At 65.3% G+C, this 11,877-nt stretch carries 12 protein-coding genes and 1 pseudogene; 9 read left to right on the top strand and 4 right to left on the bottom strand.

Features of this window, described 5'->3' with window-relative positions; translation table 11 throughout:
- The first annotated feature begins 77 nt into the window (after positions 1 to 77).
- The 8 genes from AKN84_RS06095 (at position 78) to AKN84_RS06060 (ending at position 5,405) form a co-directional block, all read left to right on the top strand.
- Entirely contained in the window at positions 78 to 272 is a 195-nt protein-coding gene (locus AKN84_RS06095; protein ID WP_050419847.1) for a hypothetical protein, read from the top strand.
- 56 nt (positions 273 to 328) lie between these two features.
- Positions 329 to 508 (top strand): hypothetical protein, encoded by a 180-nt coding sequence (locus AKN84_RS06090; protein ID WP_050419846.1) that lies wholly within the window; start codon positions 329 to 331, stop codon positions 506 to 508.
- Between the two features lie 36 nt (positions 509 to 544).
- Positions 545 to 877 (top strand): hypothetical protein, encoded by a 333-nt coding sequence (locus AKN84_RS06085; protein ID WP_050419845.1) that lies wholly within the window; start codon positions 545 to 547, stop codon positions 875 to 877.
- A 95-nt stretch (positions 878 to 972) separates the two neighbouring features.
- Positions 973 to 1,659 (top strand): methyltransferase family protein, encoded by a 687-nt coding sequence (locus AKN84_RS06080; protein WP_050419844.1) that lies wholly within the window; start codon positions 973 to 975, stop codon positions 1,657 to 1,659.
- Between the two features lie 153 nt (positions 1,660 to 1,812).
- Positions 1,813 to 2,445, top strand: coding sequence for an HAD-IA family hydrolase (locus tag AKN84_RS06075; RefSeq protein WP_193399631.1), 633 nt, complete (start codon positions 1,813 to 1,815; stop codon positions 2,443 to 2,445).
- Positions 2,446 to 2,618: 173 nt separating this feature from the next.
- A complete protein-coding gene (locus AKN84_RS06070; protein ID WP_050419842.1) occupies positions 2,619 to 2,927 on the top strand; it encodes a hypothetical protein in 309 nt (102 codons plus the stop codon).
- 148 nt (positions 2,928 to 3,075) lie between these two features.
- Positions 3,076 to 4,023: an AAA family ATPase gene (locus tag AKN84_RS06065; RefSeq protein ID WP_021078095.1), complete on the top strand. Its 948-nt coding sequence runs from the start codon at positions 3,076 to 3,078 to the stop codon at positions 4,021 to 4,023.
- 5 nt (positions 4,024 to 4,028) lie between these two features.
- Positions 4,029 to 5,405: a vWA domain-containing protein gene (locus AKN84_RS06060; RefSeq protein WP_050419841.1), complete on the top strand. Its 1,377-nt coding sequence runs from the start codon at positions 4,029 to 4,031 to the stop codon at positions 5,403 to 5,405.
- A gap of 18 nt (positions 5,406 to 5,423) precedes the next feature.
- Here AKN84_RS06060 and AKN84_RS06055 read toward each other — a convergent pair whose 3' ends face one another.
- Complete coding sequence (locus AKN84_RS06055; protein ID WP_244484949.1) at positions 5,424 to 5,951, bottom strand: hypothetical protein; 528 nt, start codon at positions 5,949 to 5,951, stop codon at positions 5,424 to 5,426.
- A 358-nt stretch (positions 5,952 to 6,309) separates the two neighbouring features.
- On the opposite strand from AKN84_RS06055, the gene AKN84_RS06050 reads away from it, so the two are divergent.
- A complete protein-coding gene (locus tag AKN84_RS06050; protein ID WP_050419840.1) occupies positions 6,310 to 7,530 on the top strand; it encodes a T6SS phospholipase effector Tle1-like catalytic domain-containing protein in 1,221 nt (406 codons plus the stop codon).
- 199 nt (positions 7,531 to 7,729) lie between these two features.
- Here AKN84_RS06050 and AKN84_RS06045 read toward each other — a convergent pair.
- The 3 genes and pseudogenes from AKN84_RS06045 to AKN84_RS06035 form a co-directional block, all read right to left on the bottom strand.
- Positions 7,730 to 9,944 (bottom strand): annotated as a pseudogene (locus AKN84_RS06045) (xanthine dehydrogenase family protein molybdopterin-binding subunit).
- Entirely contained in the window at positions 9,941 to 10,432 is a 492-nt protein-coding gene (locus AKN84_RS06040) for a (2Fe-2S)-binding protein (protein ID WP_050419839.1), read from the bottom strand. Before AKN84_RS06040 ends, AKN84_RS06045 begins: the two are co-directional and overlap by 4 nt.
- The gene (locus AKN84_RS06035; protein ID WP_244484948.1) at positions 10,429 to 11,871 is read right to left on the bottom strand and encodes a cytochrome c; all 1,443 of its coding nucleotides are present in this window, start codon (positions 11,869 to 11,871) and stop codon (positions 10,429 to 10,431) included. The genes AKN84_RS06040 and AKN84_RS06035 overlap by 4 nt, the downstream gene beginning before the upstream one ends.
- Positions 11,872 to 11,877: the final 6 nt, after the last annotated feature.

The following is an 11,877-nucleotide window of genomic DNA, read 5'->3' as shown; positions in this document are numbered from 1 at the left end:
GTCCAGCGACGGCGACCCCGGTCGGGTGACCACCTCCCGTAGTTGCCGTCAATTCAAACCGAAAGAAGGAGCTGAACATGTACGCAAGGAACGACTTTGAGACCTTCGGCAGCGTGCGTAGCCCGATCCAGTGTGAGGGCATCGAGCGCGGTCCGAAGCGGATTGCTGAAGTGGCGGTCAACGGGTCCGTCAACCCGCAGGGCTGGGGCGACATCCTCGGCGGGATCGCAAAGGTGGCGATCCCCGCTCTCAGCGGCGTCCTCGGCATCTGATCGCCGAACTCGGGGCCCGGCACTGTCGGGCCCCACCCGTCCTCAAGGAGGCCACCATGATGCAGAAATCCACCGCCAGGAGCCCACAGCAACAGCAGCAGAACGGTCGCCGGGTCGAGCCCTCCGGGAAGATCGTCGTGTCATCAGTCGTGACCCACGCCTCGCTGCTCGCCGCGATCAGCGACCGCAACCCGATCATAGCCAAACGCACCACATCCGACGAGGACAAGACCTGACGTCGTCGTCATCACCCAACCTATGGAGCCGATGCCATGGCAAGACCGCCCCGCCAATCTGGATCCGGCAATGCCGCCCCGCCGCCGGCGGAATCCGCAGCCTCAGCCGTCGCCGAAGCACGGCGCCCGCTGGAAGCGGCTGTTGTCGCCCGTCCGAAGATCGCCACCACGCCCGCTCCGCCGACAACGTCGGCCTACATGGCACCGCCGCAGGGCCCCGGCGCCCCCCAGCAGATGCGCCATGACGGCTCGCCGAGCTCGGAGGAGAGACTCAACACGGCGATGAAGGTCCTGCTCGATCCGGCGGCGCGTGCGATGCCGAGCAAGGTCTATTCCGGACAGGCGCGAAATTGGACGCGCCGATCGTGACCGGCTTTGCACGTTGACGCTCGCTTCGATTCGTTACCAACGCAACGGCCCGCCCGATCCGGTGGCGCGGCCGTTGCCGTTCGCCGGAGAGAGACATGGACGAGAACGGCAATCATCCGACCATCGATCTGCGCGGCGCCGTCTTCACGTGCGTCGGCCTCGGAACCCTCCTGTTTCTCGCGGCCGGCACCGTGCGCTGGACCGGCGCCTGGCTGTTCCTGATCGAGATCACGATCGGCGCACTGATCACCGAGGCCTGGCTCGCCAGGCATGATCCGGGGCTGCTGGCGGAGCGGCGCACCGCGCGCGGCCAGGCCGAATGGGATCGCGTCATCACATCGATCATGCCGCTGCTGTGGCTGACATGGCTGCCGCTGATGGCGCTCGACGCAGTGCGCTACCAGGCATCGCTCATCCCCTTCTGGCTGCGATGCGCAGGCGCGCTGATGATCGCTGCATCGTTCTACATCGTTTACCGGACCTATCGCGAGAACAGCTACGCCGCGCCGGTCGTGAAGATCCAGCGCGAGCGCGGACATGCCGCGGTGACCACCGGGCCGTACGCCTATGTGCGGCACCCGATCTACGCCAGCGGCCTGTTGACCTATGCCGGCACGCCGCTGCTGCTCGGATCCTGGTATGGCCTCGCCATCGTGCCGGTCATGGCGGCGCTGCTCGGCCTGCGGTCGATGATGGAGGAGCGGATGCTCACCGCCGAACTCGACGGCTATGCCGAATATCTCGGCCGCGTGCGTTATCGCCTGGTTCCGATGGTCTGGTGAGCCCGTTCCGCGCGGCGGAGTTTGGCGCGAACTGGCGGCTTGCCTGATCGGCGGCAATTCCAATAAAGAAGGCTGGACGCGCGTTTCCCTGTCTTCGGCCAAACGGCCGGACGACCCGAGGCGAAGCCGCCGCTTGCAACGGGCAGGACATTGATGATCGAGGCAGTGATCTGGGATTTCGGCGGCGTCTTGACCACCTCGCCGTTCGAGGCATTCGCGCGCTACGAGACCGAGCGCGGCCTGCCGATCGACATCATCCGCCGCACCAACGCCGCCAATCATCTCGAGAACGCCTGGGCCAAGTTCGAGCGCGCCGAGATCGGCATCGACGCGTTCGATGCGCTGTTCGCGACGGAATCGAAGGCACTCGGCGCCGAGGTGCGCGGCAAGGACGTGCTGCCGCTGCTCTCGGGCGACCTGCGCCCCGAAATGGTCGAGGCGCTGAAGCGCGTCAAGGCGAAATTCAAGACCGGCTGCATCACCAACAATCTGCCGTCGAACGCAATCGGCAGCCACAGCGGACGCACGCTCTATGTCGCCGAGGTGATGGCGCTGTTCGACCACGTCATCGAGTCCGCGAAGATCGGCCTGCGCAAGCCCGATCCGCGGATCTACCGGATGATGGTGGAGACGTTGCAGGTGAATCCTGCGAACTGCGTCTATCTCGACGACCTCGGTGTCAATTTGAAGCCGGCGCGCGAGATGGGCATGACCACGATCAAGGTCGCGAACGCCGCGCAGGCGATCTCCGAGCTCGAGGCGGCGACCGGCCTCACGCTGAGGTGAAGCGGTTTACCCGCACATTCACTCCGCATTCAGGCGGCGGGTTTTAATTGTCGGCCTCCCCGTGGATCACGGCGCAATCGCAAGATCGCATCATGATCCTTTCCTGGTCTGAGCATGACGTTCCGGAAAACCGATGCTCGTTTCTCCGGATCATGCCCGCGGAGGCACATCCCATGAAACGTCTCGTCGTCGCCCTGGTCTCGGCCACCTTGCTGCTGGTCTCCGTCGCAGCGTTCGCACAATCAACTTCGGCCCCCGCGCCGGCGGCGGCTCCCACGCAGGAGAGCACGTCCACAGCGCCCGTGCCTGGTGCGAAGCGCGCGGCCTGCCAAAGCGCGGCGAAGGCGCTGAAGGGTCAGGAGCGGCACGACCAGATGCAGCTCTGCATGGCGCAGGCGCATCTCGACTGCCTGAAGCAGGCGATCGACCAGAAGATCGTCGGCCCGCAGCGCAAGGATTTCGTGAAGAGCTGCGCCGGCTAGCGACGGCAACTTCCGGGCATTGCGCTCGGCGGAATACCCCGGAACCATGAGCGAAACCCATGCGCTTGCGGGCCAAACGAGCCTTGTGCTTTGCCCGTAACGGGCGCAGAACAGGTCCGAGTTCAAGGCAAATTCGGAGCTGATCCTCGTGGCTGACACTAGGCCCACCGCCTCGATCGAGGCCGTGGAAAGCGGCCTCGCCGCACAAGGCTATATTGCGAGCCGGCAGATCGCGACCGCAGTCTATCTGTCGCAGCAGATCGAGAAGCCGATCCTGGTCGAAGGCCCTGCCGGCGTCGGCAAGACCGAGCTCGCGAAGGCGATCGCCGCCTGGCGCGGCATGAAGATGATCCGCCTGCAGTGCTATGAGGGCCTCGACGAGGCCAAGGCGCTGTATGAGTGGAAATATGCCAAGCAGCTGCTCTACACCCAGATCCTGAAGGACAAGCTCGGCGAGGTGCTCGGCGGCGCGCAGTCGCTGGCCGCAGCGCTCGACCAGCTCCATACCTTCGGCGACGTGTTCTTCTCCAAGGAATTCGTCGAGCCGCGGCCGCTGTTGCAGGCGCTGGAGCAACCCGCCGGTTGCGTGCTGCTGATCGACGAGATCGACAAGTCGGACGCCGAATTCGAATCGCTGCTCCTGGAAATCCTCTCCGACTTCCAGGTCACGATCCCCGAGCTCGGCACCGTCTCCGCGGTGGCGCCACCGACCGTGATCCTGACCTCGAACAGCGAACGCGATCTCGGCGACGCCTTGAAGCGGCGCTGCCTGCATCTGCATATCGGCTTCCCCGAGCAGAAGCTGGAGGAACGCATTGTCGAGAGCCGGGTGCCCGGCATCTCGCAGACCCTGCGCAAGCAGATGGTCGGCTTCATCCATGAGATCCGCTCGCTGGACCTGAAGAAGCTGCCTTCGGTCAGCGAAGCGATCGATTGGGCGCGCGTGCTGGTGTTGCTGCAGGCGAGCGAGCTCGACCACGAGATCGTCAAGGACACGCTCAACGTGCTGCTGAAATACGAGGCCGACATCGAGGCCGCGACGCCGCAGATTTCATCCTTCATCGCCAAGGCGTCGCGCCAGGGCGTGTTCAGCTAACCAAGATGCGCGAGAACCTGCATCGCTTCTTTCGTGCGGCGCGGGGAGCCGGGGTCCGGGTCTCGCCGGCCGAAAGCATCGATGCGATGCGCGCGGTCGCCCAGGTCGGCTTCAACGATCGCGACATCCTGCGCGACACCTTCCTGCTGACGCTTGCCAAGACCCAGGACGAGAAGCGCGCGCTCGGCGAATGCTTCGACCTGTTCTTCAGCCAGCCCGAGCCGCAGCAGGAGAACGCCGAGCAGAACAAGACCGACGACAACAGCGAATCCGGCGCCAACCCGTCGGCCGACGAGCATGGCGACAACGCAGGCGGCGCCGCCAACGAGAATGTCGGGCCGCTGGCGCAGATGCTGCTGTCGCAGGATCGCTCAGCGATCTCGACCGCAATCGCCAATGCCTCCGGCGCCGCCTCGCTGCCCGACATCCGCTACTTCACCCAGCGCGGCATCTTCCAGACCCGCATCCTCGATGCGATGGGCATCCAGCGCCTGCGCGACGACATCGACGAGCAGACCACGCGCAATCCGGCGCTCGCCGAGCGGCTGCAGGAGGCGCTCAACGGCCTCCGCGGCACGGTTCGCGACGCAGTCTCGCAGGCCCTGCTGCTCTACGGCCGCGAAGAGGCCGAAAATCTGCGCAACGAGATCCTGCGCAACGCCCCGCTGGCGCGGATCGAGCCGCGTCAGGTCGAGCAGATGCGCGCGCTGATCCGCCAGATCGCGCGGCGGCTGCGCGAGCGCTATTCCAAGCCGCGCAAGCGCCAGCGCCGCGGCCACCTCGACGTCCGCCGCACGCTGCGCCGGAACGCGGCCTGGGGCGGCGTCCCCTTCCTGACCGCGTGGAAGCGCAAGCACCGCGACCGGCCGAAGATCGTCGCGTTGTGCGACGTCTCGGGCTCGGTGGCGCGTGTTTCGGACTTCTTCCTGCTCCTGATCCACAGCCTGCACGAGGTGGTCGACGACGTCCGCTCGTTCGCCTTCTCGGGCCATCTGATCGAAGTCAGCGACATCCTGGAATCGAACTCGCCGGAAGAGGCGATGAAGGAGATCATGTCCAAGGTCGGCTTCGGCTCGTCCGACTACGGCAATTCCTTCGCCGATTTCGAGGACAATTGGATGAGCGCGATCACGCCGCAGACCACCGTGATCGTGCTCGGCGATGCCCGCAGCAACAATCTCGATCCGCGCGCCGACATCCTGCGCCGCATCGGCGAGCGCTCGAAACGGCTGGTGTGGCTCAACCCCGAGGGCCGCATGGTCTGGGGCTTCGGCGATTCCGAGATGCCGCGTTATGCGACCTTCTGCACCGTGGTGCGCCAATGCGCGACCGCCCAGCAGCTCGAGCGCGCCGTCTCCGACATCGTGGCGACTTATCAGTAGATCGCTCTGCCGCGCGGCCTAGATGGCAAGCGACTCGCTGTGGAACAGCCAACCGACGAATGAAATCGGCGTTAGCGCAATCGAGGCAGAAACACTGACGAGCTTGATCGTCGTGATCGCCTTCAGGGCCGAGACCGACCGCGCCGCCGCATCCGGGTCACCGTGCAGCAACAGCCATGCCAGCAGGCAATCCTCGATCAGGTCGCTGAGCAGATAGACCGCCGGCACGACCAAGCCGAGCCACGCCGCCGACGGATAGATCTGGTTGAGCCAGTGCGATGACGCCGCGCCCATCGCGCCCGCCAACGCCAGCATGACGACGAGATCGAGCGGAAACAGGATCGGGAACACATACTTGATCCGCAGATCGGACTGCACCAGCGCACCGAGTTGGTCGCCGCTGTAACTCAGCGTCTTCTCCGGAAAGCGGGTGCGGAATCGTTTGGCAAAAACGCGATCGGAATAGCTGCCGACCCACCAGAACAGTCCGAACGCACTCACCACCAGTCCCGCGAGAATGATCGTCACGAGAGCTTGATGGCTCATGCCGATCGATTCCTGTCCTTGGTCGGGGAGCCGCGGAAAGCCGCAGGCCAAATGATCGCGCGCACCGGCGAGGTCCCTGGAAGGGAGAAATAGCAACGCAATATAACAATGATTGACGAGCAGATTTCCATCTTTTCCAAAGCCTTGCAATTGAATTCTGCGGACGCAGCGTTGAGCGGGCTCTCATCCCGATGCCCACCGCAGGCCTCCGCAAGACGATGGCTGGTCACCGCCCGCTACACAGAACCGTCTTCAATTGGAGATTGAATCATCCCCGCGTTCTGCCGTACATAGAAGCCGCGAATTTCACGGCGACCGCAGGGGCTACGGATGCCGAAGGATACCGCAGGGGCTACGGATGCCGAAGGATATTGTGATCTTGTGCGACGGCACCGGCAACGAGATCGGCGCCAATATTTCCAACGTCCTGAAGCTGTTTCGCATCGCCGACAAGGATGACCGGCAGCGAATCTACTATCATCCGGGTCTCGGCACCATCGGGCTGCAGAACAGCTGGGGCCGTTTCAAGCAGGAGGCGTGGGGCCTGTTCGGGCTCGCCTTCGGTGCCGGTCTCGACAAGGACACGCTCGACGCCTACCAGTTTCTCTGCCGGCTCTGGGAGCCCGGCGACCGCGTCTGGATGTTCGGCTTCAGCCGCGGTGCCTACACCGTGCGCACGCTGGCGGCTTTCGTGCATGTGATGGGCCTGTTGCCAGTCGACCAGCTCGACCTCGCCGGCTACGCCTTCGGCACCTACAAGAAGGCGAGCGCTGACGCCCAGAAGTCCGACGGGACGTTTGACCCTGCCCCGTTGAAGGAAGTCTGGCATTTCAGCCAGATCGCCGGCGGCCGCAACATCGACATCGAATTCGTCGGCGTCTGGGACACGGTGGCCTCGATCATCGTGCCGCGGCAGGACAACTTCCTGTTCGACATGCAGACGCTGCTGTTCACCCGCACCAATTCCAGCGTCAGGCGGTTCCGCCAGGCGATCTCGATCGACGAGCGCCGGCGCATGTTCCGCCTCAACCGCTGGATCGAGCCGCAGAAATTCCGCACCAATCCGTTCGATCCGTCGACCGCGATCGACCAGGACATCCGCCAGGTCTGGTTCGCCGGCGTGCATTCCGATGTCGGCGGCGGCTATCCGGAGGAGCAGAGCGGGCCGTCGAAGTATCCGCTGATCTGGATGCTCGAACAGGCCAGGGCCGCCGGGCTGCACATGGAGCAGGCACTGATCGATCATCTCGCCTGGGGGATGCCGCTGCCGCCGCACAGCCACGAATATGCGCCGCCGAGCGTGACGGATCCGCTGCACAATTCGCTGACTGCCGCCTGGGAAATCCTGGAGTGGATTCCGAAGCGCGACAAATGGAAGGAATGGCCGGAGCGGAAATCCTTCCTCGGCTTCTATTTGCCGCGCGGCGAGCCAAGGCCGATACCGGAAGGCGCGACCATCCACGCCTCGGTGCTGGAGCGGATGCAGAAGGATCCGGCCTACAAGCCGATCAACATGCCCAAGACCTATACGGTCGAGCCAATGCCGACGCCGCCGGCGCCACCCGCTCCGATGGCCTGACGATCTGACTTGAATATACTTTAGATCGGGCAACGGCCTCTGCTTCACCTCGCCCCGCGTGCGGGGAGAGGTCGGAACGCATCGTTAGCTGCGTTCCGGGTGAGGGGGAGTCTCCGCAAACGCAGCTGTCACCGGATACGCGGAGGCGGCTCACCCCACCCCTCTCCCCGTAAAGAACGGGGAGAGGGAGAGCATCGCCTTACGCATCGATCGCATCCTTGATCCGCTTGCGGCTGAGCGGCAGGTCGCGGAGCCACTTGCCGGTCGCATGCGCGATGGCATTGGCGAGCGATGCCGCGGCCGGACCTTGCCCGGTCTCGCCGCTGCCGAGGAATGGCTGGCCCGGACGGTTGATGATGTGGACGGCGATACTGTCGGGCACGGCATCGAAGCGCAGGATCGGGTAGGTCTGCCAGTCGATGCTGGTGATCCGCGCGTCGTCGAACGTGACGCTCTCATAGAGCGTCCAGCTCGCCGACTGCACGATCGCGCGCTCGATCTGGTTGGTGATGCCATCGGGATTGACGACCTGGCCGGCGTCGACGGCCGCGACCGCGCGCACCAGACGGGCCCGGCCGGTCTCGGGATCGACCTCAACCTCGGTCGCAATGGCACAATAGGCAGCGAGGTTCTTGTAGCGCGCGAATGCAAAACCGTAGCCGCGATTCTGCGGCGCTCTCCGTCCGCTCACCCAGCCGAACTCCTGGGCGGCCTTCTCGACCACCGCGCGGCCGCGCGCATCGTCGAGATGCTTCAAGCGAAACTCGACCGGATCGGTCCCGGCGAGATCGGCCAATTCATCCATGAAACACTCGATCGAGAACACATTGTGATAGGCGCCGAGCGCGCGCATCGCGGAAATCCGCAGCGGCATCGCAGGAATGAAGTGATGCATCACATGCGCATTCGGGAAATTGTAGATCGGGATCGCGTTGCGGTCACCGCCGCCTTCCGGCAGCGGAGGCGGCTTTGGTGCAGGCACCGCGAACGACCGTGCCATGTGCTGGGCTGCAAGCAGCGAGCCGGCGCCGCCCGGCCGCATCGAATGGGTGTTGCTCCACACCGCAAAATTCCAGTCGGCGATCTTGCCGTCGGCCGTGAGCGATGCACTCAGCTTGGTCACCATCGCGGGGCCATAGGGCTCCCACCCGTGCTCCTGCTCGCGCATCCACTGCACCCGGATTGGGCGGCCGGGCAGCGCATGGGCAATCAGCGCGGCGTCGGCCGCGGCATCGTCGGCGCCGTTGTGGCCGTAGCAGCCGGAGCCTTCGACATGGATCAGGCGGACGCTCGACTGCGGCATGCCGAGCATCTCGGCGATCGCCTGCCGGTCCGGGTAGACGCCCTGGGTATGCGTCCATACCGTCATCGCGCCTTCAATGAATTGAGCGACCGCACAGGATGGCCCGATCGAGCCATGCGACTGATAAGGCCGCGTGTAGGTTGCTTCGAGCGATCGCGCGCCGCTCACCGCGGCATCATTGCGCTGGAAGATCGCAAAATCCTGTGACGGCAGCGCGGTGAGCACGTTGGCCAGATCGCGCTGGTTCGGCAGCTTCGCGCTCTCCCGCCACTTCGCCGCGGCTGATAGCGCCGTCATCGCCTTGATCGCCCCAAACTCTTTCTCCGCCACCACGGCGAGGAAATTGCCGTCGCGCACGATTCCGACCAGGCCCGGCATCTTTTCGATCGCTGCCGTGTCGCATTCGGCGAGCTGCGCGCCATAGCTCGGCGGGCGCACCACGCGCGCATGCACCATGCCGGGCAGCCGCATGTCCTGCACATAGGCGACACCGCCCGTGACCTTCGGGAATATCGACGCGCGGCACCGGCTGGCCCATCACCTCGAAGCGCGCCGGATCCTTCAGCCTCGATGTCGGCTGCGCCTCGACATGCAGCATGTCGGCGGCAACGAGCTCGCCATAGCTCAGGCGGCGGCCATCGGGAGCGATAACAGTCGCGTTCGCGGTGTGCAATTTATCGGGCGGAACGTCGAACCGCTTCGCGGCCTCCGCCACCAGCAACGCGCGCGCCTGTGCCGCGGCGTGCAGGATCGCGGTGCCACTGTCCTGCATCGAATGGCTGCCTGACGTGTAGCCTTCGTTCGCCGTGAGTTTTGTATCCGCCGTGATCACCTTCAGCGCATCGAAGGCAATATCGAGCTGCTCGGCGGCGATCTGCTGGAACGCGGTGCGGAATCCCTGGCCGAGCTCGGCCTTGCTCGTGAACGCCGTGATCTGGCCGTCGGCATCGATCCGGATCCAGGAATCCAGATTGGGCGTTTTCGCCAGGCTGCCCGGCAATTCCGGGCCCTTCTGCTCCTGTGCCGCCGCGCGGCGCAGCGAAAAGCTGACGATCAGCGCGCCGCCACCGGCCAGCACGCTGCGGCGATCGAGCACCACCGGCGCAGTCATCGCACGCTCTTGTCGCTTGCGGCATCTGCCGTGTCCATCAGCCTGGCGGCGCGATGCACCGCGTGCAGGATGCGCATATGGGTGCCACAGCGGCACAGATGCGGCTCGAACTCGGCGCGGATCCGCGCATCCGACGGTTTCGGGTTGCGCATCAACAGCGCCTGCGCCCGCATCATCATCCCGGCAGTGCAATAGCCACACTGTGCCGCCTGTTCCTCCATGAAGGCGCGCTGGATCGGCGCCGGCGCCGCCACCGTGCCGAGCCCTTCCAGCGTCGTCACCTGCTTGCCCTCGACGAGCAGCAGCGGTGTGACACAGGACAGCACCGCCTTGCCGTCGACGATTACGGTGCAGGAGCCGCATTGCCCGAGCCCGCAGCCGAACTTGGCGGCATTGAGCGCGAGATCATTGCGCAGCACATAGAGCAGCGGCGTATCCGGATCAGCGTCGACCTGATGATCCCGGCCATTGACCTTCAACGTCATCATGGCTTGCCTCGTTGACTTGATTCCGCAGTCGCGTCGCCCGCCGCAAGCGACGTGGCTTGCACCGCGCGCGCATCACGCACCGCCTTGTCGAGATCGTTCCACGGCTGCCGCTTGCCGAACTTGCTGCGTAGATAATTCGCAAGCGCGACCATCTGGGCATCATCGATGCTGGCCGCGAAGCCCGGCATGATCGGACTGCGCTCGCCCGCGACGGCGCCGACGCCCGACAGCACGATGTTGAGCAGGTTGCGCGGGTCGGGGCCTGCGATCGCCGTGCTGAGCGCGAGGTTGACGCCGCCATAGGGCAGCGCCCGGCCGCCCTCATGGCAGGAGGCGCAGGCCGCGGCATAGATCGCGGCGCCTGCGGCGTTCGCTTGTGTTGCGTCCGTCGACGCCGATTGCGCCACCGCATCAGTCGGTGATTTCCGATCCGGCGCCGGCGCGGCCGAGACGTCGGCCATGTACACGGCGATGGCGCGCACGTCGCTGTCGGCCACTGTCGCGAGATTGCCGACCACCTCGGCCATCGGCCCGCGCGCGGTGCCGTGATCGGCTTGCCAGCCGTGCCGCAAATAGGCGTAGAGCGCGTCGGCGCTCCAGCGCACCGGGGCGTGCGAGGTGTCGTTCAGCGCGTAGGCGTGCCAATTGTCGACGTCGCCGCCGGAGAACTGCGCATTCACCCGCTCGGCGCCGAGCGCGTTGCGCGGCGTGTGGCAGGCGCCGCAATGCGCGAGCCCCTCGACCAGATAGGCGCCACGGTTCCATTCCGCGCCCTTCGCCGCGTCGGCAGACACGTCGCCGCTGCGAAGATACAAGAGCTTCCAGCCTGCAATCAGCGGCCGGTAGTTCAGCGGAAACGTCAGCTGATTCGCTGGCGGCGAGGCGTGCACCGGCTGCCGCGTCATCAGGAACGCATAGAGCGCCCGGTCATCCGCGTCAGACACGTTGGTGAAATGGTCGTAGGGAAAGGTCGGGTACAAATGCCGACCGTCGCGGCTGACGCCCGCGCGCATCGCCCGGACGAACGCCTCCTCCGGCCAGCTCCCGATGCCGGTCTCGGCGTCCGGCGTGATGTTGGACGAGAAGATAGTGCCGAACGGCGTCGGAACCGGAAGCCCGCCGGCGTAGTTTCCGCCGCCGTGCACGGTATGGCAGGTGTTGCAGTTGCCGATCGCCGCGAGATCGCGGCCGCGCTTGACGATATCAGGATCGAAGGTATCGGGCCGCGGCGGCGCCATGGCCGCAATCTGTGGCTGCCAGGCGGCCGCGAAGGCCGCCGTCGCTCCGGCGAACAGCACGATCGCAGCAATGCCTGTGATGATCCGCAGCTGACCGGGCATGCCTGAATTGAGTTTGTTGTTGGGACGTGTATTAACACGTTTCGTTCCGGTATCGTTCGGCCAGAAGAGCTCGATCACCGCCTGTTGACCCCAGGACATACCAAG

This window comes from Bradyrhizobium tropiciagri (assembly GCF_001189845.1).
Lineage (GTDB): Bacteria > Pseudomonadota > Alphaproteobacteria > Rhizobiales > Xanthobacteraceae > Bradyrhizobium > Bradyrhizobium tropiciagri.
Note: the sequence above shows the minus strand (reverse complement) of the source record. Positions and strands in the feature narration are given on the sequence as shown.

Excerpts from the sequence above, each read along its gene's own strand:
- AKN84_RS06090 (WP_050419846.1), top strand. The coding sequence starts at position 329 with ATGATGCAGAAATCCACCGCCAGGAGCCCACAGCAACAGCAGCAGAAC.
- AKN84_RS06085 (WP_050419845.1), top strand. The coding sequence starts at position 545 with ATGGCAAGACCGCCCCGCCAATCTGGATCCGGCAATGCCGCCCCGCCG.
- AKN84_RS06060 (WP_050419841.1), top strand. The coding sequence starts at position 4,029 with ATGCGCGAGAACCTGCATCGCTTCTTTCGTGCGGCGCGGGGAGCCGGG.
- AKN84_RS06035 (WP_244484948.1), bottom strand. The coding sequence starts at position 11,871 with ATGTCCTGGGGTCAACAGGCGGTGATCGAGCTCTTCTGGCCGAACGAT.
- AKN84_RS06055 (WP_244484949.1), bottom strand. The coding sequence starts at position 5,951 with ATGAGCCATCAAGCTCTCGTGACGATCATTCTCGCGGGACTGGTGGTG.
- AKN84_RS06040 (WP_050419839.1), bottom strand. The coding sequence starts at position 10,432 with ATGATGACGTTGAAGGTCAATGGCCGGGATCATCAGGTCGACGCTGAT.
- AKN84_RS06075 (WP_193399631.1), top strand. The coding sequence starts at position 1,813 with ATGATCGAGGCAGTGATCTGGGATTTCGGCGGCGTCTTGACCACCTCG.
- AKN84_RS06070 (WP_050419842.1), top strand. The coding sequence starts at position 2,619 with ATGAAACGTCTCGTCGTCGCCCTGGTCTCGGCCACCTTGCTGCTGGTC.
- AKN84_RS06050 (WP_050419840.1), top strand. The coding sequence starts at position 6,310 with ATGCCGAAGGATATTGTGATCTTGTGCGACGGCACCGGCAACGAGATC.
- AKN84_RS06095 (WP_050419847.1), top strand. The coding sequence starts at position 78 with ATGTACGCAAGGAACGACTTTGAGACCTTCGGCAGCGTGCGTAGCCCG.
- AKN84_RS06080 (WP_050419844.1), top strand. The coding sequence starts at position 973 with ATGGACGAGAACGGCAATCATCCGACCATCGATCTGCGCGGCGCCGTC.